Source organism: Stappia sp. ABD4_338 (assembly GCF_056312175.1).
In genome coordinates this window covers 171,472-192,839 of sequence record NZ_CM149982.1, presented here as the reverse complement: position 1 = coordinate 192,839, position 21,368 = coordinate 171,472, and the positions used below count along the sequence as shown (strand labels likewise).

Annotated in this window: 21 protein-coding genes and 1 other RNA gene; 6 read left to right on the top strand and 16 right to left on the bottom strand. The window is 67.9% G+C overall.

What is annotated here, in order from left to right; all coding sequences use genetic code 11:
• Nucleotides 1-2: 2 nt before the first annotated feature.
• The 16 genes from tolQ to tkt all read right to left on the bottom strand — a co-directional run bounded on the left by tolQ (nucleotide 3) and on the right by tkt (nucleotide 17,247).
• On the bottom strand, nucleotides 3-716 hold the full coding sequence (gene tolQ, locus ACYX4S_RS00860) for a protein TolQ (RefSeq protein WP_422069897.1): 714 nt from the start codon (nucleotides 714-716) through the stop codon (nucleotides 3-5).
• A gap of 248 nt (nucleotides 717-964) precedes the next feature.
• The gene (gene ybgC, locus ACYX4S_RS00855) at nucleotides 965-1,453 is read right to left on the bottom strand and encodes a tol-pal system-associated acyl-CoA thioesterase (RefSeq protein ID WP_476361522.1); all 489 of its coding nucleotides are present in this window, start codon (nucleotides 1,451-1,453) and stop codon (nucleotides 965-967) included.
• Between the two features lie 4 nt (nucleotides 1,454-1,457).
• A complete protein-coding gene (gene ruvB, locus ACYX4S_RS00850; RefSeq protein WP_476361521.1) occupies nucleotides 1,458-2,531 on the bottom strand; it encodes a Holliday junction branch migration DNA helicase RuvB in 1,074 nt (357 codons plus the stop codon).
• A complete protein-coding gene (gene ruvA, locus ACYX4S_RS00845; RefSeq protein ID WP_476361520.1) occupies nucleotides 2,528-3,142 on the bottom strand; it encodes a Holliday junction branch migration protein RuvA in 615 nt (204 codons plus the stop codon). Before ruvA ends, ruvB begins: the two co-directional genes overlap by 4 nt.
• The gene (gene ruvC, locus ACYX4S_RS00840) at nucleotides 3,139-3,657 is read right to left on the bottom strand and encodes a crossover junction endodeoxyribonuclease RuvC (protein WP_476361519.1); all 519 of its coding nucleotides are present in this window, start codon (nucleotides 3,655-3,657) and stop codon (nucleotides 3,139-3,141) included. The genes ruvA and ruvC overlap by 4 nt, the downstream gene beginning before the upstream one ends.
• 72 nt (nucleotides 3,658-3,729) lie before the next feature.
• The gene (locus tag ACYX4S_RS00835) at nucleotides 3,730-4,761 is read right to left on the bottom strand and encodes a peptidoglycan -binding protein (RefSeq protein WP_422069902.1); all 1,032 of its coding nucleotides are present in this window, start codon (nucleotides 4,759-4,761) and stop codon (nucleotides 3,730-3,732) included.
• A 52-nt stretch (nucleotides 4,762-4,813) separates the two neighbouring features.
• Nucleotides 4,814-5,830 carry a flagellar motor protein MotA gene (locus tag ACYX4S_RS00830; RefSeq protein ID WP_422069903.1) on the bottom strand — a complete coding sequence of 339 codons (1,017 nt, stop codon included), beginning with the start codon at nucleotides 5,828-5,830 and terminating at the stop codon, nucleotides 4,814-4,816.
• Between the two features lie 90 nt (nucleotides 5,831-5,920).
• Complete coding sequence (locus tag ACYX4S_RS00825; protein WP_422069904.1) at nucleotides 5,921-6,715, bottom strand: inositol monophosphatase family protein; 795 nt, start codon at nucleotides 6,713-6,715, stop codon at nucleotides 5,921-5,923.
• A 131-nt stretch (nucleotides 6,716-6,846) separates the two neighbouring features.
• Nucleotides 6,847-7,410: an elongation factor P gene (efp, locus tag ACYX4S_RS00820; RefSeq protein ID WP_422069905.1), complete on the bottom strand. Its 564-nt coding sequence runs from the start codon at nucleotides 7,408-7,410 to the stop codon at nucleotides 6,847-6,849.
• Nucleotides 7,411-7,673: 263 nt separating this feature from the next.
• On the bottom strand, nucleotides 7,674-8,885 hold the full coding sequence (locus ACYX4S_RS00815; protein ID WP_476361518.1) for a tetratricopeptide repeat protein: 1,212 nt from the start codon (nucleotides 8,883-8,885) through the stop codon (nucleotides 7,674-7,676).
• Between the two features lie 8 nt (nucleotides 8,886-8,893).
• Nucleotides 8,894-9,550 carry a thiamine phosphate synthase gene (locus ACYX4S_RS00810; protein ID WP_293722902.1) on the bottom strand — a complete coding sequence of 219 codons (657 nt, stop codon included), beginning with the start codon at nucleotides 9,548-9,550 and terminating at the stop codon, nucleotides 8,894-8,896.
• Between the two features lie 200 nt (nucleotides 9,551-9,750).
• Nucleotides 9,751-10,782: a class I fructose-bisphosphate aldolase gene (locus ACYX4S_RS00805; protein ID WP_422069907.1), complete on the bottom strand. Its 1,032-nt coding sequence runs from the start codon at nucleotides 10,780-10,782 to the stop codon at nucleotides 9,751-9,753.
• A 137-nt stretch (nucleotides 10,783-10,919) separates the two neighbouring features.
• Nucleotides 10,920-12,113 (bottom strand): phosphoglycerate kinase, encoded by a 1,194-nt coding sequence (locus ACYX4S_RS00800; RefSeq protein WP_476361517.1) that lies wholly within the window; start codon nucleotides 12,111-12,113, stop codon nucleotides 10,920-10,922.
• Between the two features lie 147 nt (nucleotides 12,114-12,260).
• Entirely contained in the window at nucleotides 12,261-13,268 is a 1,008-nt protein-coding gene (gene gap / locus ACYX4S_RS00795; RefSeq protein WP_476361516.1) for a type I glyceraldehyde-3-phosphate dehydrogenase, read from the bottom strand.
• A gap of 215 nt (nucleotides 13,269-13,483) precedes the next feature.
• Nucleotides 13,484-15,058 (bottom strand): adenylate/guanylate cyclase domain-containing protein, encoded by a 1,575-nt coding sequence (locus tag ACYX4S_RS00790; protein ID WP_476362795.1) that lies wholly within the window; start codon nucleotides 15,056-15,058, stop codon nucleotides 13,484-13,486.
• Between the two features lie 200 nt (nucleotides 15,059-15,258).
• Nucleotides 15,259-17,247, bottom strand: coding sequence for a transketolase (gene tkt / locus ACYX4S_RS00785; RefSeq protein WP_293722890.1), 1,989 nt, complete (start codon nucleotides 17,245-17,247; stop codon nucleotides 15,259-15,261).
• Nucleotides 17,248-17,616: 369 nt separating this feature from the next.
• Here tkt and ACYX4S_RS00780 point away from each other — a divergent pair, with 369 nt between their 5' ends.
• The 6 genes from ACYX4S_RS00780 to ACYX4S_RS00755 all read left to right on the top strand — a co-directional run bounded on the left by ACYX4S_RS00780 (nucleotide 17,617) and on the right by ACYX4S_RS00755 (nucleotide 21,231).
• On the top strand, nucleotides 17,617-17,931 hold the full coding sequence (locus ACYX4S_RS00780; RefSeq protein ID WP_293722889.1) for a DUF4164 domain-containing protein: 315 nt from the start codon (nucleotides 17,617-17,619) through the stop codon (nucleotides 17,929-17,931).
• 16 nt (nucleotides 17,932-17,947) lie between these two features.
• Nucleotides 17,948-18,325, top strand: a complete 378-nt coding sequence (locus tag ACYX4S_RS00775; protein WP_293722888.1) for a cell division protein ZapA — start codon at nucleotides 17,948-17,950, stop codon at nucleotides 18,323-18,325.
• 142 nt (nucleotides 18,326-18,467) lie between these two features.
• Nucleotides 18,468-18,623, top strand: a non-coding RNA gene (gene ssrS / locus ACYX4S_RS00770) — 6S RNA.
• A 149-nt stretch (nucleotides 18,624-18,772) separates the two neighbouring features.
• Entirely contained in the window at nucleotides 18,773-19,423 is a 651-nt protein-coding gene (locus ACYX4S_RS00765; protein ID WP_476361515.1) for a 5-formyltetrahydrofolate cyclo-ligase, read from the top strand.
• A 1-nt stretch (nucleotide 19,424) separates the two neighbouring features.
• The gene (locus ACYX4S_RS00760) at nucleotides 19,425-20,252 is read left to right on the top strand and encodes a TIGR00282 family metallophosphoesterase (protein ID WP_476361514.1); all 828 of its coding nucleotides are present in this window, start codon (nucleotides 19,425-19,427) and stop codon (nucleotides 20,250-20,252) included.
• A gap of 229 nt (nucleotides 20,253-20,481) precedes the next feature.
• The gene (locus tag ACYX4S_RS00755; RefSeq protein ID WP_293722880.1) at nucleotides 20,482-21,231 is read left to right on the top strand and encodes a YebC/PmpR family DNA-binding transcriptional regulator; all 750 of its coding nucleotides are present in this window, start codon (nucleotides 20,482-20,484) and stop codon (nucleotides 21,229-21,231) included.
• The last annotated feature ends 137 nt before the right edge of the window (nucleotides 21,232-21,368 follow it).

The window sequence follows — 21,368 nt, the reverse complement described above, 5'->3', positions numbered from 1 at the left end:
GCTCAGCCCCTCTCGTCGATCTGCCGCGACAGGATGGCGGAAAACTCGTCGGCGAAGCCTTCCATGCGCCCGGACAGCTTGGCCGCGTCGGCGGACAGCTTGTTGTAGGCGATCACCGCCGGAATGGCGGCCAGAAGCCCGAGCGCGGTGGCCAGAAGCGCCTCGGCGATGCCCGGCGCCACCACGGCGAGATTGGTGTTCTTCGAGGCCGCGATGGCCTGGAAGGAGGTCATGATGCCCCAGACGGTGCCGAACAGGCCGATGAAGGGCGCCGCCGCACCGACGGTGGCAAGCACCAGCAGCCGTCCCTCCAGCCGCTCCGCCTCCCGCGCGATGGTCACGTCCATGACCCTGTCGATGCGCTGGCGCAGGCTGGCGATCGCCGGCTTGGCGCTTTCATGGGACCGCTTCCACTCGCGCATCGCCGCGATGAACAGCGCGGCCATGCCATGGTTCGCCCGCCCCGACAGCGTGCGGTACAGGTCCTCCAGCGACTGGCCGGACCAGAACACGGTCTCGAAACGGTTCATCTGTCGCCGCGTGCGCACGTAGAGCAGCCACTTGTCGACGATGATGGCCCAGCACCACACGGAGGCGCCGATCAGCCCCAGCATGACCAGCTTGACCACAAGGTGCGCCTGCATGAACAGCGCGAAGAAGGACAGATCCCCCTGCGGCGCGGCGAGGGTCGATTGTGCAAGTTCAACCGGATTCATCTATGTCTGGACCTCTTGCCCGATACCAATGGCGTCTTCATGAACCGCTGCAAACCGCCTCGGGACGCCGCTCGCGAAAAATTCGGGCGCAGGCGAGTTCGGGGCGTTCGACCGGTCACTCCGGACGCATCCGGGCCGTCAGTCGTCCGCCTGTATCAACCGCCTGCTTGGCGAGGGAATAGGGCAAAACTGCGACTGAATCGGCCGAAAGCTCGCGGCATTGAGCACCTGTTAAGGTTACTTCGGCGTTAAGGTCGCCCGCCGGGCTGCGCAAGACGCTCGGCAAGACCTGCCGGAAGCCTGCGTGGCCGGCCCTGCGCGGAAATGACAACGACGGTCACGCTTGCGTGAAAGAGAAGCGTCCCGCCCCGCCGGATCGACTGGTCGAGCACCAAGCGGGCGCCGCGCGCCTCGCGCAGCCGCGTCTCCACCTCCAGAAGGTCGTCGATGCGCGCGGGGGCATGAAAGTCGAGTTCCATGTGCCGCACGGCGAACGCGAGGCTCTCGCCGTGCTCGCCCGCCTCCAGCGCCGCATGATGGATCCCGCAAAGACGCAGGAAGTCCGAGCGGCCACGCTCGGCGAACTTCAGATAGGCGGCGTGATAGACGACGCCGGAAAAGTCCGTGTCCTCATAGTAGATGCGCACCGGCAGAACGTGTCCGTCACCCGTCAGGCACCCCGCAAGATCGGGCCAGTCCGCCTCGCCCCGCGATCCCGTATCGTGTCCGCCAGCCATTGCCTCAGGCTCCGTTGCCGTCCGGGTCCTCGGCGAAGAGGCCGAGTTGCGGCGCCCCCGGCCCTTGCGGCACGGCGAGCCCCAGATGGCGGAATGCCTGGGCCGTCAGCACGCGCCCGCGCGGGGTGCGCTGGAGGTAGCCCTCCTGGATCAGATAGGGTTCGACGATCTCCTCGATCGCGTCACGCGGTTCCGAAAGCGCCGCCGCGATGGTCTCGATGCCCACCGGCCCGCCACCGAACTTGAGCGCGATCTGGTTGAGATAGCGCCTGTCGAGCTGGTCGAGGCCGGCGCTGTCCACCTCGAGCTGGGTCAGTGCCCGGTCGGCAATGGCGGCATCGACGCTTTCCTGCCCGGCGAAGACGGCGAAATCGCGCACCCGGCGCAGCAGGCGGCCGGCGATGCGCGGCGTGCCACGCGCGCGGCGCGCGATTTCGCGCGCGCCATCATCACTCATGCCGATGCCGAGAATTCGCGCGCCGCGCGTCACGATCAGCTCCAGCTCTTCCGGCGTGTAGAACTGCAGCCTGACAGGGATGCCGAAACGGTCACGCAGCGGTGTCGTCAGCAGGCCGAGCCGCGTGGTCGCCGCGACGAGCGTGAAACGCGAAAGATCGATCTTGACCGACCGCGCCGCCGGCCCCTCGCCGATGATGAGGTCGAGCTGGAAGTCCTCCATCGCCGGATAGAGCACTTCCTCGACCGCCGGGCTGAGGCGGTGGATTTCGTCGATGAAGAGCACGTCGCGCTCTTCGAGATTTGTGAGAAGCGCCGCGAGATCGCCCGCCTTGGCGATCACCGGACCCGACGTGGCGCGAAAGTTCACGCCGAGCTCACGCGCCATGATCTGCGCGAGTGTCGTCTTGCCGAGACCGGGAGGGCCGACGAAGAGCACATGGTCCAGCGCCTCGCCGCGCGCCTTGGCGGCGCCGATGAAGACCTTGAGGTTGGCACGCGCCTGCGCCTGGCCGACGAAGTCGTCGAGCACCTGAGGACGCATCGTCGTGTCGATCTCGTCGCCACGCGTTTCCGGCGTCACGATGCGCGTGCTGCCGTCGCCGATCTCCTCGCCGCTCATCGGGCAAGCTCCTTGAGGCCGAGACGGATCAGAGCCGAGGTCTCCGCGTCCTCACCGGCCGTCTTCATCGCGGCCGCCACCGCCGCGCTCGCCTGTGCCTGGGCATAGCCAAGGTTCACGAGCGCCGACACGGCGTCGCCCGCGTTGGTGGCGACATCGGACTTGGCCTGCGTCGAGACCGCGATGGTGCCGGCATCCACGCTGGCGAAGGCCGGCGCCTTGCTTTTGAGCTCCGAGACGATGCGCTCCGCCACCCGCTTGCCGATACCGGGCGCCCGCGTGATCGCCGTGATGTCCCCGAGCGCGATCGCATTGGCGATCTCGGACGCATTGAGCACTCCCAGCGCGCCGAGCGCCACCTTGGCCCCCACGCCCTGCACGGTGAGCAGAAGCTGGAACCACGCCTTCTCGGCCGCGCTGCCGAACCCGTAGAGGCGGATCATGTCCTCGCGCACGATGGTCTCGATGTGCAGCACCGCCGCCTCGCCCTGCGACGGCAGCCCCTGAAGAACGCGCGCGGGCGCGAAAACCAGATAGCCGACGCCGTGAACGTCGAGGATGACGTGATCCTCGCCGACCTCGTCGACGACGCCCTTGAGCTTGCCGATCATGCGGCCCCCTGCTGAGAAAGCCGCACGGCGGCCGGCTGGTTGCGATGCTGGGCATGGCACACGGCGATCGCCAGCGCGTCCGCCGCGTCGTCCGAGTTGAACACCGCCTTGGGCATCAGAACCTTCACCATCATGCGGATCTGGTCCTTTTCCGCGTGCCCCGTGCCGACCACGGTCTTCTTGACCAGGTTCGGTGCGTATTCCGCCACCGGCAGCCCGTTCAACGCCGGCACCAGCAGCGCCACGCCGCGCGCCTGCCCGAGCTTCAACGTCGCGCCCGCGTCCTTGTTCACGAAGGTAAGCTCGACGGCCGCCTCGTGCGGGTCGGCATCCGCGACGACCTTTTGCAGTCCGTCGTGGAGCTGACGCAGCCGTTCGGCCAGCGGAAGCTTGTTGTCGGACGTGATCGTGCCGCTGGCGCAGAAGCGGAGGCGGTTGCCCTCGGCCACGATGAGCCCCCAGCCGGTACGCCTGAGACCGGGATCAATCCCGAGGATTCGAATCGCCGCTGTCATGGAACAAACCGGTAACGTTTTTCGCGCCCCAAGGCCAGAACAACCGGGCAACATGCACCGCGCGGACTCGCGTCAGCGTTCGGTCAGCTTCAGCTCGATGCGCCTGTTGCGGGCAAGCGCCTCCTCGCTCTCGCCCTCCTCGAGAGGCTGGAACTCGCCGAAGCCGGCGGCCACGAGCCGCGCCGGGTCCACGCCCTGGTCGATGAGGAACCGCACGACCGAAATGGCGCGCGCCGCCGAAAGCTCCCAGTTGTTGCGGAAGCGTCCGGTGCCCGACAGCGGCCTGGCATCCGTGTGGCCGTCGACCCTGAGCACCCAGTTGATCTCCGGCGGGATCTCGACGGCCAGTTCCTTGATGGCCTCGGCGAGCTTGACGAGTTCCTGCTCGCCCTCGGGGTTGATCGTGTCGGAGCCGGAGGAGAACAGCACCTCCGACTGGAACACGAAGCGGTCGCCCACCACGCGGATGTCGGAGCGCTGCGACAGGATCTCGCGCAGCCTGCCGAAGAAATCCGACCGATAGCGCGACAGTTCCTGCACCCGCTGGGCCAGCGCCACGTTCAGCCGCCGGCCGAGGTCGGCGATCTTCGTCTGGCTCTCGCGGTCGCGCCTTTCGGAGGCCTCGAGCGCGTCCTCCAGCGCGCCGATCTGGCGACGCAGGGCGGATATCTGCTGGTTGAGGAGTTCAACCTGTGACAGCGCGCGCTGGGAAACCCGCTTTTCCTCGTCGAGCTGCCCCTCCAGCTCGGCCACCGTCCCGCCCGCCCGGCTCGCCTCGCTGGAGGAGGCCGAAAGCAGACCCTGAAGCCGGTCGCGCTCGGATTCCGCGTCGTTGAGATTGGCCGTGAGCGTGGCGATCGTGTCCTGCAGGTCGCGGCCCGAGGCACGCTCCAGCGCCAGGAGTTCGGTCAGTTCGCTGATCTGCGCGTTGAGGCGGTTGAGCACCGTGTCGCGGCCGGACAGCTCCTGGCCGAGGAAGAACTGGGCCAGCACGAAGACCGACAGCAGAAAGATGATGACGAGCAGGAGCGACGCCATGGCATCGACGAAGCCCGGCCAGTAGTCCGTGCGCGTTTCCCGCCGTCTCATGCGCGTGCCGGCCATGTCTCCCTACCTCACGGTTCAGGCCCCGGGACCGCTTTCGCGGCCCGCCGCCTCAGCGGTCGCCGTCGCCCAGCCGGTCGAAGGCGCTCGACATGGAACGCAGGAGCTGCTCGATGCGCTTCTGCTGCTCCGATTGCTCCTCCGCCCAGTTGCGCATCATCTGCTGCTCGCCGCGCACATGCTGCACCAGCCCCTGGATGCCCTCGGCAAGGTTGGCCATGGCGAGCGCCGCGTTGCGGTTGGTTCCCCCGCCGCCGCCTCCGCCCTCGGCCATGCTCTGTCGCAGGTTGTCGATGGCGACGCGCAGCTCGACGAGCCCCGCGGTTCCCCCGGTACCGACACCGTCTTCCGGCTCGATATCGGTCAGCGTCGAGAGCCAGTCCTCAAGCTCGTTGTAGAAGCGGTTCTGCGCCTGCCCCGCCTGAAGGTCGAGGAACCCGAGGATCAACGAACCGGTCAGGCCGAACAGCGAGGACGAAAACGCCGTGCCCATTCCCGAAAGCGGGGCTTCCAGTCCAGCCTTGAGATCCTCGAAGATGACATTGGCGTCGCCCGAGCCCACGTCGAGGCTCTGGATCGTCGCATTGACCGAGCCGACGGTCTGAAGCAGGCCCCAGAAGGTACCGAGCAGACCCAGGAACACGAGCAGGCCCGTCAGGTAGCGGGCCATCTCGCGCGCCTCGTCGAGGCGCATCCCGATGGAATCGAGAATGGAGCGGGTGGTCGCCGGCGAAAGGATCGTGTCACCGGCGCGATTGCCCAGCAGGGTCGCCATGGGTGCCAGCAGCACCGGCGGCCGGCGCACCTCGATGCCCGGATCGCCGAGGCGGAACCCGTTCACCCAGTTGACCTCCGGAACCAGCCGGATGACCTGGCGGATGGCGAGCAGGATGCCGATCGCGCCGGTTGCCAGGATCAGGCCGTTCAGCCCGGGATTGCTCATGAAGGCGGTTGCGATCTGGCGGTAGAGGATGAGCGCGAGAAACGCGAACACCGCCAGAAAGATCACCATTCGGATCAGATAGATCCAGGGGCTGGACAGGCTGTAAGGATCATAGGCGCGCGCCATGTCGGCTTGCTTCTCCCTGTTTCGGCCGTACCCCTTGATAGCGTGATTTTTCCCGGGCTGGAAAGCCGTAATGTCGAACCGGGACCTGCCTCAGGCGTTGGCGTTGGCCAGCAGCTTGCGAAGCTGGCCCTGGATGTGCTCGTTGCCGGCCACGATCGAGGCGGTGCCGAACATGTCGTCCTTGCCCGTGATGTCGCTGACGAAGCCGCCCGCCTCGCGCACCATCAGGATGCCGGCCGCCATATCCCACGGCTTCAGGCCGTGCTCCCAATAGCCGTCGAAACGGCCGGAGGCGACCCAGGCGAGATCGAGCGCGGCCGCGCCGCAGCGCCGGATGCCGGCAACCTCACCCATCACGTGGCGGATTTCCTTGAGCGAACGCGCGTGATCGCCAACACCCAGGAACGGGATGCCCGTGCCGATGACGCTGTCCGGCAGCGCCTTGCGCGAGGCGACGCGCAGCCGGCGGTCGTTCATGAAGGCGCCACGGCCGCGCTCGGCGGTGTAGAGTTCGTCCATGACCGGGTTGAAGATCACGCCGGCGACGATCGTGCCCTCGCGCTCCAGCGCGATCGACACGTTGAAGATCGGAATGCCGTGCAGGAAATTGGTGGTGCCGTCGAGCGGGTCGACGATCCAGCGGTGCTGGGGATCCTCGCCCGGGATCTCGCCCGACTCCTCCATCAGCAGGCCATAGTCCGGACGGGCCTTCTGGAGTTCGGCGCGCACGATCTTTTCCGCCGCGATGTCGGCGGCCGACACGAAGTCGCTCGGCCCCTTGCGCGACACCTGCAGGTTCTCGACCTCACCGAAGTCGCGAGCGAGGCTGCGGCCGGCCTTGAGGGCCGCCTGGACCATGACGTTGAGAATGGCGGAGCGGGACATGGACGAATACCTAGGTCTGGCCGGGCCGTCTCGCGCCGCGCGGACTCATCGCGGCGTGGGGCGCACTGGCGGGGAAAAGGCGCGAGGCATGCCGCTGCACGCCTCGCGAAACCGGAAAGATGCGGGGCGGCTCAGTCCGCGCGGCGCACGTACTCGACAAGCTCGGTGTCGACGACGATGCGCTCGCCGGCCGTGATGAAGGGCGGCACCATGACACGCACGCCGTTCTCCAGGATCGCCGGCTTGTAGGACGAGGACTGCGTCTGGCCCTTCACGACCGCATCCGCCTCGGTGATCTCGAGCGTCACATACTGCGGCAGCGTGATGCCGATCGGACGCTCCTCGTGCAGCTCGAGCGTCACCATCATGCCGTCCTGCAGGAAGGCGGCGCGCTCGCCGACGAAGTCGGACTGGAGCTCGATCTGCTCGTAGGTCTCGGTGTCCATGAAGACCAGCATGTCTTCCTGCGGATACAGGTACTGGAAGTCCTTCTGCTCGAGCCGGACGCGCTCGACCTTGTCGGCGGAGCGGAAGCGCTCGTTGAGCTTGCGGCCGTCGATCAGGTTCTTCATCTCGACCTGGGCGAAGGCGCCGCCCTTGCCGGGCTTCACATGCTCGGCCTTGACCACCGCCCACAGCGTATCCTGATGCTGCAGCACGTTGCCGGGCTTGATTTCATTGCCGTTGATCTTCATGCGTTCGGACTCGTCTGTCTTGTCGTTCTTGAAGCGTGATACTTGCAATTCCTGTCGCGGGACCGACTGCTCGGGCTGGCGGTCCGTCAGGGACCTGCCGGCGCCGCGCGCCGACGCTTCTGCCCGGTTGCACGGCTCCAGGAGGAGCCGGACCGGCAAGGTCGGAACGGGCGCGCCTCGCGAAAGGACGGCTCGATGTTCGGTGCGCGGCCTGTGCACCACACTTCCGGTTCGCAATCAAGCAAAAAGCCGCTTTTGCGCCGTTACGGCGTGGTGGCCGCCTCGTCGGTGGCGAGCTGTTCCACTGCCGTCGCGAACCCGCGCGCGAAGGCCTGCGCCTCGTCCAGTTGCTCCGGCGTGAGGTTCGCCAGGATCGCGTCGAGCTGCAGGTCGGAAACGCCAAGCGAGCGGGCTGCCAGATGCCAGCCGGCGGCCGCCTGCGTGTCGACCTCGCGTCCGCGCCCCAGCGCCAGGATGCGCGCGAGCCGGTTCATGGCCACCGGGTTTCCCGCCCGCGCCGCGCGTTCGAACCAGTCCGCCGCCTCCGCCTCGTCCGGCGCAACGCCACGCCCGTTGAAGCGCAGGATTCCGTATCGCACCTGGGCCCCCACATGTCCCTGGCGCGCGGCACGGCCCATCCAGAAGGCGGCGCGCGCCTCGTCGCGGATGTCGGCCGGACCGTCGAGATAGAACTGGGCGAGCTGGAAGCGCGCGTCCATGTCGTCGAGTTCGGCGGCCTGCTTGAGAAGCTCGAACGCCTTGTCCGGATCGTAGGGGCGTCCCTCGCCGGTGCGATAGAGGCCCGCGAGATTGTAGATCGCCTCGGCGCTGCCCGCCTTCGCGGCGATCTCGAACATGTCGCCGGCCTTTTCCTCGTCCTGCTCCACCCCCAGCCCGTTCAGCAGCATGAGGCCGTAGCGCATCGCGGCCTGCGGGTTGCCCGCCTCGGCGGCAAGCGAATACCAGCTCGCGGCCCGCTTCGCGTCACGCGGCAGGCCCCGCCCGGTCTCGTAGAGGACGCCGAGAAGCGTCTGTGCGGCGGTGTCGCCCTCCTCCGCGCGCGGGGTGGCGAGCGACAGCGCGGTCATGTACCAGCCGCGCTGAAACGCGCCGTAGGCATAGTCGGCCGAGCGGTCGACGCCGGTGATCCCCGGTCCGGGCGGCAGAGGTGGCCGGACCACGACCGGAGTGGGAAGGGACGGGGGCGCGTCGGAGGAGCCCGACGTCCGCCCCGGAGCCTGCGCGGCATCGCTTTCGCCCTCGCCGGCCTGCGGAAGGTCGAGCGGCGCGACGTCCCCGAAATCGGTCGCCGGTGGCGCGACGGGCGCGGCGGAAGCGTCCGCGGGGGAAGATGTTGCGGGCGTGGCCGGGGCATCCGTCGTCGCCGGCGCATCGGCCGGCTGCTCCTGCCCGCTTGCCGCCAGGGGCGCGAAAAGCCCCGCCGACAGCACAAGCGCGAGGAGATCCCTGGTCACGCGCCGGCTCATCCCTCGTGCGCCTCCTCGAGCGAGTAGGTCTGCAGAACCGCATTCGCCTGGCGCACGGCTTCGGCCGGCCCCTGCTCGTGATCCCATGCGGCCTCGCGCAGGGCGACGAAATCGGCCCCCGTCGCGGCACAGGCGGCAACCCCCGCCGGATCGGTGCCGCACAGAGCCACGCAGGGCGTTTCGAAAAGCTGGGACCACCACGAGGCGAACTGGATCGTCTTGTCGTGCGGGGCGGCCTCCGGTGTCAGCGACAGCAGGCCGAAGAGGAGGTAGTCGACGCCGATCTCGGCAAGCGTCATCGCATCGTGGCGCGAACGGATCTCGCCGGCTCCGACAATGCCGTCGGGCCTAAAGGTCTCCAGCGCGCGCTCCATGTCCTGCGCGCCCTCCTCGCCGTCGGTGTCAAGATGCACGCCGTCGGCCCGCGCGCGTCCCGCCGTGCGCGTGTCGTTGCGCAGGACCACGGCCGCTCCGGCCTTCTGCGCAAGCGGCACCACCCGTTCGGCGAGCTTCTGGAAGTCCTGCTCGGACAGGCCCGGATTGTCGAGCATCAGGCAGGCGACGTCTCCGCCCGAAAGCGCCTCCGCGAGGCGGTCGGGAAAGGTCGCCGGGTCGAGCGTCCGGGGCGAGATCAGATAGAGGCGCGGATGCACGGTCTTGGCTCTTTCATCTGGGGCGGGACCTGTGGATCCCGTCACACTGGAATGGTCGCCGATCGCGGCGAAAGCTTGACGGAACAAGGCGCCCCGTCAATGCGAAATCGCCACGCGGCAGGGACCTGCCGCGTGGCGAGACGTCATTCCTGCGCCGCGCCGGCCCCGAAAGGGCGGCACGGCGGACCGGGCGGAGCGGCTCAGGCCTGCTCCAGGTCCTTGCTCCATGCACCGCGCGCGGCAAGGCCGTTCATCTTCGCACGGTGAAGGAAGGCCGCCTGGGCCGCCGGGACGTTGTCGCCCTTGCCGCCCCATGCCTTGAGCGCAGACTGCTGCAGCGCGCGACCATAGGAGAAGGTCAGCGTCCAGGGCAGGTTTCCGGCCGCGTTCATCAGGTGCAGATGCTCGCTCGCCTGCACGTCCGACTGGCCGCCGGACAGGAAGGCGATGCCCGGAACTGCGGCCGGAACGGTCGCCTTCAGACAGCGTACGGTCAACTCCGCCACTTCCTCGGCCGACGCCTGGAAGGACGCGTTCTTGCCCGGAACGATCATGTTCGGCTTGAGGATCATGCCCTCGAGCAGCACGTCCATCTGGAACAGCTCGGCGAAGACCGTGTTCAGGGTCCACTCCGTGACCTCGTAGCAGGTCTCGATGTCATGCGAGGCCGACGGGCCGTCCATCAGGACTTCCGGCTCGACGATCGGCACGATGCCCGCTTCCTGGCACAGCGCCGCATAGCGCGCCAGCGCATGAGCATTCGCCTGGATGCAGGTGCTGGAAGGCAGGCCGTCTTCCTCGTTGATGTCGATGACGCCGCGCCACTTGGCGAAGCGCGCGCCAAGCTCGTGATACTCGGCCAGACGCTCGCGCAGGCCGTCCAGGCCCTCGGTCACCGTCTCGCCGGGGAAGCCCGCGAGCGGCTTGGCGCCCTTGTCGACCTTGATGCCCGGAACGGCGCCGGCCTTGCGGATCATCTCCACGAAGGGCGTGCCATCGGCGGCCTTCTGGCGCAGCGTCTCGTCGAACAGGATGACGCCGGAGATGTAGTCGTTCATGGCCTCGTCGGCCGAGAACAGCATCTCGCGATAGGCGCGGCGGTTGTCCTCGGTGTTCTCGACGCCGATCTGGTCGAACCGCTTCTTGATGGTGCCGGTGCTTTCGTCAGCCGCAAGAATGCCCTGGCCCGAGGCCACCATGGCCTCTGCAATGTCCTCGAGACGCTCGCTCATCGGTTCGTCCTTCTTCCCTGTCGTTGTCCGCGCCTGTCGCGCGGCTCCTTATTATCCAGCCTGCCGCAGCGCACAAGAGACCGGCGCCGCAACTTTCAGACAAACTTAACCAGTCGCACGGGTGCGACGCCGGCGCATCACGCCTGAAGCGCGCTCACGCCGGGCAGATCCTTGCCCTCGAGCCACTCGAGGAAAGCGCCCCCGGCGGTCGAGACATAGGAGAACGCCTCCGCCGCGCCCGCGTGATTGAGCGCGGCGACCGTGTCCCCGCCGCCGGCGACGCTCGTGAGCGCCCCCGCCTTGCTGCGTTCCGCCGCGTGGCGCGCGGCCGCAACCGTCGCCTTGTCGAAGGGCTCGATCTCGAACGCCCCGAGCGGGCCGTTCCAGACGAGCGTCTTCGCCTTGTCGATGGCCGCCACCACCGTCGCGATGGACGCCGGCCCCACGTCGAGGATCATGGCGTCGGCGGGAACCTCGTCGACGGCGACCGTCTCGTTCGCCGCATGTGCCTTGAACTCGCGTGCGACGACCGCGTCCACCGGCAGGATGATCTCGCACCCGGAGGCCTCCGCCGTCTTGAGGATGCGCGTCGCGGTGTCGGCGAGATCGTGCTCGCACAGCGACTTGCCCACATCCTTGCCCTTCGCGGCGAGGAAGGTGTTGGCCATGCCGCCACCGATGACGAGCATGTCCACCTTCTTCACCAGGTTTTCCAGAAGGTCGATCTTGCTGGACACCTTGGCGCCGCCGACGACGGCGAGCACCGGACGCACCGGCGTGGTGAGCGCCGCGCCGAGCGCCTCGAGTTCCGCCTGCATGGTCCGCCCCGCATGGGCGGGAAGCCGGCGCGCCAGCCCCTCGGTCGAGGCATGTGCGCGATGTGCCGCGGAAAAGGCGTCGTTGACGTAGATATCGCCGAGGCTCGCCAGGGCATCCGCGAAGGCGGCCTCGTTCTTCTCCTCGCCCGCGTGGAACCGGGTGTTCTCCAGCAGCGCCACGTCCCCGTCGCCCAGCGCGTCGACCACGGATCGCGCAGCGTCACCGATGCAGTCGGAGGCGAAGGCCACCGGCCGGCCGAGGTGCTCCGAAAGGGCCTTGGCGACGGGCGCCAGGCTCATGTCGGCGACCGCCTGCCCCTTGGGGCGGCCGAAGTGTGCCAGAAGCACGACCCGCGCGCCCTTGCCCGCAAGCTCGCGGATCGTCGGCAGCACCCGCTCGATACGCGTCGCGTCGGTGATGCGTCCGCCGTCCATGGGCACATTGAGATCGACGCGGGTGAGGACCCGCCGGCCGGAAAGATCATCGAGATCGTCGAGGGACTTGAAGCTCATCTGTCGGCTCCTGACAGGTCTGGGGTGTGGCCCCGGGGGCGGTCCGGACGTTCGCCGGACCGGAAACGGCCTGCGCGCGAGGCGCGCCGCCATCCGGATATGCGTCGGGCGGGAACCGTCGCCGGAGCCCGCCCGAACGTCAACGGATCAGATGGTCTTGGCGAGCGCCACGGCCGTGTCCGACATGCGGTTGGAGAAGCCCCACTCGTTGTCGTACCAGGTCAGGATGCGCACCAGCGTTCCGTCCATCACCTTGGTCTGGTCCATGTGGAAGATGGAGGAATGCGGATCGTGGTTGAAGTCGGTCGAGACCAGCTTGTCGTCGGTGAAGCCGAGGATGCCCTTCAGCTTGCCGTTGGCCGCCGTGCGGATGGCCTCGTTGACTTCCTCGACCGTGGTGGCGCGGCGGGCGACGAACTTCAGGTCGACGACCGAGACGTTCGGCGTCGGGACGCGGATCGACACGCCGTCGAGCTTGCCGTTCAGCTCCGGCAGAACCAGGCCGACGGCCTTGGCGGCGCCGGTCGACGTCGGGATCATCGACAGCGCGGCCGCACGGGCGCGGTAGAGATCCTTGTGCATCGTGTCCAGCGTCGGCTGGTCGCCCGTGTAGGAATGGATCGTGGTCATGAAGCCGGTCTCGATGCCGATGGCCTCGTTGAGGACATGGGCGACCGGTGCCAGGCAGTTGGTGGTGCAGGACGCGTTGGACACGACCATGTCCGCGCTCGTGAGGCTGTCATGGTTGACGCCGTAGACGATCGTCTTGTCCGCATTGGTGGCCGGCGCGGACACGAGAACACGCTTCGAGCCGTTCTCGAGATGCACGGAGGCCTTGTCGCGGTCGGCGAAGATGCCGGTGCACTCCAGCGCCACGTCGACGCCAAGCTCGCCCCACGGCAGCTCCCTGGGGTCGCGGATCGCGGTGACCTTGATCGGGCCGCTGCCCACGTCGATCGTGTCTCCGTCCACCGTCACGGTCGCCGGGAAGCGGCCATGGACGGAATCGTAGCGCAGCAGGTGGGCGTTGGTCTCCACCGGGCCGAGATCGTTGATGGCAACGACCTGGATGTCGGTGCGGCCAGATTCCACGATGGCGCGCAGCACGTTGCGTCCGATGCGACCAAAACCGTTGATGGCAACCTTCACGGTCATGCTTGTCTCTCCTGTGGCGGCGAACCGCATCCATGGGCAATGTTCTGGCGACACCGTCGACCCGACTGCGATCGGCATGGGCCTGTCGCCCGGCACGCCCCGTCCGGGGCCTCCGCACGCTGGTTACCGAAGCCTCGCGGAGGATGCAACGGGGTGAGCCACATATCTTGGTGCCGCAGACGCGGAATCTTGCGCGTCATGCGTCAGGATGACGCTCATTCGCCCCCTCCCCGGCGCAGCGCGCCCAGCGCCTTCTCGAGCGCGGCCTCCGCCCGACGACGCGCGTCCTCGTCGAGCCTGTCGAGGTCGAGCCTCAGGTGCAGCCCCTCGCTTTCCTCGCTGATCGTCGAGAACCCCGACGTTTCGCCCGGAGCATTCTCCGCCAGCCCGTCGACCGCATAGGGCACGATCTCGCCCGAGATCCCCTTGAGCGTGATGGGATCGAGACGATGCACGCGCACCCTGTCCTGCACATGCGCCCAGGTCTCGTAGGAGATGACGATGCCGCCGGGCTCGGCGATGCCCTGCAGCCTGGCCGCCAGGTTCGCCTCCGCGCCGATGATCGTGTAGTCCATCCGGTCGGCGGAGCCGAAGTTGCCCACGTTGCAATAGCCGGTGTTGATGCCCATGCGCACCTCGAACGGCTTCTCGATGCCGCGCCGGCGCCATTCGCCCTTCAGCTCGCCCATGCGCCGCTGCATGGCGATTGCCATGTCGAGACAGGCGTTGGCGTCCTCGCGCGCGCCGCGCGTCTCCGGATCGCCGAAGAAGGCCAGGATCGCATCGCCGATGAACTTGTCCACCGTCGCGCCATGGGCGTGGGCGATCACGGACATTTCGGTGAAATACTCGTTGAGCAGGTTCGTCAGCTCCTCCGGCTGAAGGTGCTCCGCCGTCTCGGTGAAATCCTTGATGTCGGAGAAGAAGATCGTCAGCTTCTTGCGCTCGGTCGAGATCACCACGTCCTTCTCGCCGGAGAAGATCGACTTGTAGATCTGCGGCGAGAGATATTTCGAGATCTTCATCGAGATCGTGGCGAGGAACCCGTTGGCCTCCTCAAGCTCCGCGTTCATGGAGCGGAACATGTTCGCCTGACGCCATTGCAGTCCGGCGAAGGCGATGCCGAAGGTTCCCGCGCCGGCGAAATACAGGAAGAGATACTTGAACGAAAACAGGTTCGTGGCGATCGGCTGGTGAACGGAGATCGCCTGGATGCCGCGCACGTCCCCCACCTGCCAGTCCCGCTTCGGGCTCTCGGGATGGGTGTTGTGGCAGGACACGCAGGCCTGGCCCATCATCACCGGCACCGCCATGCGCACCTCGCGCTGGAACAGCGAACCGGAAAACTGCGTGGCGATGTCGTCGGCCTCGCGGCTTTCGCGAAATTGCGACAACGCCTTGCGCTCGAACGCGTCGAGCCGGTGCGGCGCGCGATTGGCGAAGGCCGCGTCGGACACGAAACGGTATTCGACATTGCCCCCGCCGCGCGCGGCGATCACGTCGCCCAGTTCCAGCGACAGGGTTGCCGGGATAGGGATCGCGCCCTCGACGTCCTCGTAGTTGTGGAGAGCAAGGGACTCGCCCTTGAAGCCCTGGACGCGCGCGACGACCCGCGAGCCGTAGTAGCCCCGGATCTCGGACACCATGGCGTTGAGGGTCCGCGCCTGCGCCGCCAGCCCGGCATCGGAGAGATTGCGAAGGTCGAGCCAGACCGCGACGGGAAGCAGAATGAGCGCCGCCGCGATCGCGAGGCCGAGGATCCACGGACGCTCTGCGACGGCGAGCCACACATGATCGGTGGCACGATGCTTCCCGGACTGCGACGGCACGGCTGTTGTCTCCCCCTCGGATGCCGGGTTTTACTGCCGTGCGGCATGTCCATGCAACCGGGATGAGGCGAGACGTCCGGGGCGCGCGACCGAAATGGACGCGCACGCAAGAAAAGCGGATTCCGGAGGGCGGACGCGCCGCCCTCCGGAAAAGATGTCCGTCAGTCGGCGAGCCGGGCCTTGACCGCCTCGACGGCCGCCTCGGCGGTGATGCCGAAGTGGCGGTACAGCTCCTCGAAGGGCGCGCTGGCGCCGAAGCCCGTCATGCCGATGAAGATGCCGTCCGGCCCGATGATGCCGTCCCAGCCCATGCGGATGCCGGCCTCGATGGCGACGCGCACCTGGTCCTTGCCGATGATGTCCGCACGATAGTCGGCGGACTGGCGCTCGAAGCGCTCCATGCAGGGCACGGAGACGACCCGGGCGTGAACGCCCTCGCCGGCCAGCGTCTCGGCGGCCTCGACGGCGATGGCGACCTCGGATCCCGAGGCATAGAAGGTGACCGTGGAGGCCTCCTTCGGCTCATGGATCACATAGGCGCCGCGCGCGGACAGGTTCTCGGCCTCGTAGGAGGTGCGAAGCGCCGGCAGGTTCTGACGCGTCAGGGCCAGCACGCTCGGCGTGGAGGTCGCCTCGAGCGAAAGCTGCCAGCATTCCAGCGTCTCGGTCACATCCGCCGGGCGGAAGAAGTCGAGGTTCGGAATGGCGCGCAGTGCGGCATAGTGCTCGACCGGCTGGTGCGTCGGGCCGTCCTCGCCAAGACCGATGGAATCATGGGTCATGACATGCACGACGCGCAGGCCCATCAGCGCGGCCAGGCGCATGGCCGGGCGCGCATAGTCGGAGAACGCCAGGAAGGTGCCCGAGTAGGGAATCACGCCGCCGTGCAGCGCCATGCCGTTCATGGCGGCCGCCATTCCGTGCTCGCGAATGCCCCAGTGGACATAGCGTCCGCTGAAGTCGGTCGGGGTGATCGCCTTGGTGTCGGCCGTGCGGGTGTTGTTGGATCCGGTCAGGTCGGCGGAACCGCCGATGGTCTCGGTGACGACCGAATTGATGGTGCCGAGAACCAGCTCGGACGCCTTGCGGCTGGCAAGCGTCGGCTTGTCGGCGGCAAGCTGCTTCTTGAGCGCGTCCATCGCGTCGGCGAAACCGGCCGGCAGGTCGCCACGCAGGCGCCGCTCGAACTCGCCGCGGATCTCCGGATCGGCGGCGGCGAGACGCTTCTCCCACTCCTTGCGCGCCTGGCCCGAACGCAGGCCCGCAATGCGCCAGGAATCCAGCACGTCGCTGGGAACGTCGAAGGCCTCATGAGCCCAGCCGAGCGCCTTCCGCGTGGCGGCGAGCTCTTCCGCGCCAAGCGGTGCGCCATGCACCTTCTCGGTGCCGGCCTTGTTCGGAGCGCCGAAGCCGATGGTCGTCTTGGCCGCGATGAGGGTCGGGCGCGAGCTCGAGCGAGCGGTCTTGAGCGCGGCGAGGATCGCCGCCGGGTCATGCCCGTCGACAGAGACCGTCTCCCAGCCGCTGGCCTCGAAACGCTCGATCTGGTCGGTGCTGTCGGTGATCGACACCTTGCCGTCGATCGAAATGCCGTTGTCGTCCCAGATGACGGTCAGACGGTTGAGCTGCAGGTGACCGGCCAGGGAGATCGCCTCCTGGCTGATGCCTTCCATGAGGCAGCCGTCGCCGACGAGCGCATAGGTGTAGTGGTCGGCAAGGTCCGCGCCGAAGGTCTCGCGCATGTGGCGCTCGGCCATGGCCATGCCGACGGCATTGGCGAGCCCCTGTCCGAGCGGCCCGGTCGTCGTCTCGATGCCCGCGCCGTGGCCATACTCGGGATGGCCGGCGGTCAGCGCGCCGAGCTGACGGAAATTCTTGATCTGGTCGAGGGTGAAGTCCTCGGAGCCCAGCAGGTAGTGCACCGCGTAAAGCAGCATCGAGCCGTGTCCGGCGGACAGCACGAAGCGGTCGCGGTCCGGCCAGTCCGGCGTGGTCGGGTCGTATTGCATCACCTGGGTGAAGAGAACCGTGGCGATGTCGGCCGCGCCCATGGGCAGGCCCGGGTGGCCGGACTTTGCGGCCTCAACGGCATCGGCGGCGAGGAAGCGGATCGCATTCGCCATGCGATGGTGCTTGTCGAGGTCGGTCATGTGATTCCCGTCTGTCCCTGTCGGAGGCCCGTTGGCCGTGACATGCAGTTAATGTGCAACAGCGCCGTTCGTGCGGACCGGCGGGTCCGGTCCGACTGGCGCCGGCCTGGCTGGTGCGGTGCCAGGGCGCCGGAACTGCCGGCGGGCAACCCCCCGGCAAGGCGGCCCGACAAATATCAGGAACCTTGGGCGAGTCAACAAAGCGCGTGCCGGCCTGCGGCCCGGTTTCGTGCGAACTCGCATCGCCGGCGAAGGAATGCTATAGGCACCTTTCGGCGTCGTGCCGGGTCGCCGCGACTTGAGTGGCGGGCGCGCTCGGCATGCGTCGTTTCGGGGGGCGACACGGGCATTCGGCATCGGGCTTTCTTAATGGCGACGGACGAGATCTCTGCTGGAAACTCGGCGGACGCGGCCGGCACGGTTGACGCCGCGCTGGAGCGGCTTTCGCGCGCCGTCAGCCGTCTGGAAGCAGCCGTCGAGCACCGCCTCGAGGCGGACATGTCGGTGGACGGGCTCGCGGCGGAAGTCCAGCGACTGGGCGAGGACCGCTCCCAGCTCGCGGCCACGCTCGACACCTCGGAGGCGCGCGTCGCCCGGCTCGAGGACGCCAACCGCGAGGTGTCGCGCAGGCTGGTCTCGGCCATGGAATCGATCCGCTCCGTCCTGGAAACCCACGGCGGCTAGACACCCGGAGACCGGCATGGCGCAGATCACCGTCACCATCAACGGACGCAGCTTCCGCATGGCCTGCGACGACGGCGAGGAGGAGCGGCTGTCCGCCCTGGCCCGCCGTTTCGACGGCGCCATCGACACACTGCGCGGCAGCTTCGGCGAGATCGGCGACCTGCGCCTGACCGTCATGGCCGGCATCATGGTGACCGACGAGCTGGCCGAACGCGAGCGCCGGCTCAAGGCGCTCGAGGACGAAGTCGCCGCCCTGCGCGACGCGCGCAGCGCCAGTCTGGAACGCATCGAAAAGACCGAGGCGACCATCGCGCGCAGCATCGGCGAGGCGGCCGGACGCATCGAGGCGATCGCCGACGGGCTGAGCCGCTCCGTCAAGCCCGCCGAGAGCTGAACGCCGGACCGCCATCGCCCCGGCCGTTTCCCCTCCTGGTCCGCGAAAGCATCGGGATTTTCCCCGCGTATGCGTATGGCGCGCCAGCCCTGCGAAAATCGGGTGTTGTCATTCCCCGCGAGGCGACCCTATATCGGGGTCGGCGTGGCTGCGCGGTTCGTCAGGAGACATATCCCCGGGGCCTTACGCATCCCAAGGGAGCTGTCCCTACTCCGGCCCGTGGGCTGGAGCAAACGGCGCCCACCTACTTTGTAGGTCTCCCGGGATTGCAACCTCCAACGGCCGAGGTGGCCACGTCAGAAATTCACCTCCGGCACGCCCGTGTCGGTCTGGCGCATCGCAATGGCGCCGCGGCACGGTTTCCTTCCCGCTCCCTTTTCGGTTATTGACGACGAAGCGGGGCCGCACGAGTCCCGAGCGACCCGTTCCGCAGTCCCGAGAGAGCGCATGGCGAAGAACGCGCCCCGATCAGACCTGACGCCGATCCAGGCCGACAAAGAAAGGCACCGCCGCGCCGCGCTGGCGGCACGCGCCGCCCTGCCGGAGACCGTCCGCATCGAGGCGGGGCTTGCCCTTGTCGACCACATCGATGCGCTCGGGTTCGCGCCGGGCACCATTGTCTCGGGCTTCTGGCCCATCCGCGACGAGATCGACCCGCGCCCGCTCATGGACGCGCTGCGCGCGCGCGGCCACCGCCTAGCTCTTCCCGCCATCGTCGAGGGCGACCTCGTCTTCCGTGAACTCACCCGCGAAACGCAACTGGTGAAGGCCGGCTTCGGCACGCTGGAGCCCCCGGCGGAGGCGGAGGAACTTGTCCCGTCCTGCATGCTCGTGCCTCTCGCGGCCTTCGACCGGCGCGGCGGGCGCATCGGCTACGGGCGCGGCTACTACGACCGCGCGATCGCGCGGATCGCGGTGGAAAGCGGTCGCGAGCCGGTCACGGTCGGCATCGCCTTCGCCGCCCAGGAGGTGGAGGAGGTTCCCGAGGAGCCCCACGACCGGCGGCTCGCCCGGATCCTGACCGAGACGGGGTTCGTCGTGGCGGACACCCGCGAACAATCACACACGAGCGGCAATCCCGCCGCGGGCAGGGAGTGACATGCGTCTATTGTTTCTGGGGGATCTGGTCGGGCGCAGCGGCCGCCAGGCCGTGGTCGAAACGCTGCCCGGCCTTGTCGAGGCCAATGCCATCGACTTCGTCATCGTCAACGGCGAGAACTCCGCCGCCGGGTTCGGCATCACCGAGGCGATCCTCCAGGACGTGCTCGATGCCGGCGCGGATGTGGTCACCACCGGCAACCACATCTGGGACCAGCGCGACACGCTTGTCTACATCGAGCGCCAGGACCGCCTGATCCGTCCGATCAACTTCCCCTCAGGGACGCCGGGGCGCGGGGCCAACATCTTCACCGCCCGCAACGGCGCGCGCATCCTCGTGGTCAACGCCATGGGGCGGGTGTTCATGGACAGTCTCGACGACCCCTTCACCGCAGTCGATCAGGTCCTCGAGTCCACGCCTCTGGGGCAGGTGGTCGACGCCACCGTCATCGACATGCACGCCGAGGCGACCAGCGAGAAGCAGGCGATGGGCCACTTCGTCGACGGTCGTGCCTCGCTCGTCGTCGGCACCCACACCCATGTGCCCACGGCCGACCACCAGATCCTGCCCGGCGGCACCGCCTACATGAGCGACGCGGGCATGTGCGGCGACTATGATTCCGTGCTGGGCATGGAAAAGGACGAGCCGGTCTCGCGCTTCCTGCGCAAGATCCCCTCGGGCCGCTTCACCCCGGCGCTCGGCGAGGCGACCGTCTCCGGCGTTGCCGTGGAGATCGACGAGACGAGCGGGCTTGCCAACGCCATCGCTCCGCTGCGGCTGGGCGGCCGGCTCTCACAGGTGCTGCCGCCGGACTGGCGCGAGGGCTGAGACGCCCGCCGCGAGCAGGCTGGCTTGCGTGGCTGGATTTTTGGCCGCGCGAGACGTATAACGCGCCGATCCGCGCCCCTCGCCACCCGGATGTCCGGGCAGGCGGCACGCGTTCCGCCGGTCCCCCGTCCCGTTTTCCGGGCCGGGCGAGGATCCGCGGACACGGGCTGCGCCGACACGCAGCTCAGGGCCACGGCAAGGCAATTGCAGGAACGAACCAGGAAGCGACATGGCCGGACATTCCCAATTCAAGAACATCATGCACCGCAAGGGCCGCCAGGACGCGGTGCGCTCCAAGATCTTCTCCAAGCTGTCGAAGGAGATCACGGTCGCTGCGAAGATGGGCGGACCGGACATCAACGCCAATCCGCGTCTGCGCCTGGCCGTGCAGAACGCCAAGGCGCAGTCCATGCCCAAGGACAACATCCAGCGCGCGATCAACAAGTCGCAGGCGGGTGACGGCGACAACTACGAGGAAGTCCGCTACGAGGGCTACGGTCCGGCCGGCGTCGCCGTCATCGTCGAGGCGCTGACCGACAACCGCAACCGTTCCGCCTCCAACGTGCGCTCCTACTTCTCCAAGTGCGGCGGCTCCATGGGCGAAAGCGGCTCGGTCGCCTTCATGTTCGACCGGGTCGGCGAGATCGTCTATCCGGCGGACGCCGGCAGCGCCGACGCCATGCTCGAGGCCGCCATCGAGGCCGGCGCCGAGGACGTGCAGTCGGACGAGACGTCCCATGTCATCACCTGCACCTTCGAGGATCTCGGCGACGTCTCCAAGGCGCTCGAGGCGTCCGTCGGCGAGGCGGAAACGGTGAAGACCATCTGGCGGCCGCAGACGCCGGCACCCGTCGATGCCGAAAAGGCGCAGACGGTCCTCAAGCTCATCGCGATGCTGGAAGACGACGACGACGTGCAGAACGTCTACTCGAACTTCGAGGTGGACGAGGAAACGCTGGCCAAGCTCACCGCGGCCTGAGCCTTTCCTCTTCCGACCCGACACTTCGCGACGGCCGGGCCATGTGCCCGGCCGTCTTGCGTTTCGCCCGCTCGAGAACGCACCAGAACCGAAAAGGGCCGCCCGGTTTCCCGGACGACCCTTTTCGTTCAGGTCAT

Excerpts from the sequence above, each read along its gene's own strand:
- tolQ (WP_422069897.1), bottom strand. The coding sequence starts at position 716 with ATGAATCCGGTTGAACTTGCACAATCGACCCTCGCCGCGCCGCAGGGG.
- ybgC (WP_476361522.1), bottom strand. The coding sequence starts at position 1,453 with ATGGCTGGCGGACACGATACGGGATCGCGGGGCGAGGCGGACTGGCCC.
- ruvB (WP_476361521.1), bottom strand. The coding sequence starts at position 2,531 with ATGAGCGGCGAGGAGATCGGCGACGGCAGCACGCGCATCGTGACGCCG.
- ruvA (WP_476361520.1), bottom strand. The coding sequence starts at position 3,142 with ATGATCGGCAAGCTCAAGGGCGTCGTCGACGAGGTCGGCGAGGATCAC.
- ruvC (WP_476361519.1), bottom strand. The coding sequence starts at position 3,657 with ATGACAGCGGCGATTCGAATCCTCGGGATTGATCCCGGTCTCAGGCGT.
- ACYX4S_RS00835 (WP_422069902.1), bottom strand. The coding sequence starts at position 4,761 with ATGGCCGGCACGCGCATGAGACGGCGGGAAACGCGCACGGACTACTGG.
- ACYX4S_RS00830 (WP_422069903.1), bottom strand. The coding sequence starts at position 5,830 with ATGGCGCGCGCCTATGATCCTTACAGCCTGTCCAGCCCCTGGATCTAT.
- ACYX4S_RS00825 (WP_422069904.1), bottom strand. The coding sequence starts at position 6,715 with ATGTCCCGCTCCGCCATTCTCAACGTCATGGTCCAGGCGGCCCTCAAG.
- efp (WP_422069905.1), bottom strand. The coding sequence starts at position 7,410 with ATGAAGATCAACGGCAATGAAATCAAGCCCGGCAACGTGCTGCAGCAT.
- ACYX4S_RS00805 (WP_422069907.1), bottom strand. The coding sequence starts at position 10,782 with ATGAGCGAGCGTCTCGAGGACATTGCAGAGGCCATGGTGGCCTCGGGC.
- ACYX4S_RS00800 (WP_476361517.1), bottom strand. The coding sequence starts at position 12,113 with ATGAGCTTCAAGTCCCTCGACGATCTCGATGATCTTTCCGGCCGGCGG.
- gap (WP_476361516.1), bottom strand. The coding sequence starts at position 13,268 with ATGACCGTGAAGGTTGCCATCAACGGTTTTGGTCGCATCGGACGCAAC.
- tkt (WP_293722890.1), bottom strand. The coding sequence starts at position 17,247 with ATGACCGACCTCGACAAGCACCATCGCATGGCGAATGCGATCCGCTTC.
- ACYX4S_RS00780 (WP_293722889.1), top strand. The coding sequence starts at position 17,617 with ATGGCGACGGACGAGATCTCTGCTGGAAACTCGGCGGACGCGGCCGGC.
- ACYX4S_RS00775 (WP_293722888.1), top strand. The coding sequence starts at position 17,948 with ATGGCGCAGATCACCGTCACCATCAACGGACGCAGCTTCCGCATGGCC.
- ACYX4S_RS00765 (WP_476361515.1), top strand. The coding sequence starts at position 18,773 with ATGGCGAAGAACGCGCCCCGATCAGACCTGACGCCGATCCAGGCCGAC.
- ACYX4S_RS00760 (WP_476361514.1), top strand. The coding sequence starts at position 19,425 with ATGCGTCTATTGTTTCTGGGGGATCTGGTCGGGCGCAGCGGCCGCCAG.
- ACYX4S_RS00755 (WP_293722880.1), top strand. The coding sequence starts at position 20,482 with ATGGCCGGACATTCCCAATTCAAGAACATCATGCACCGCAAGGGCCGC.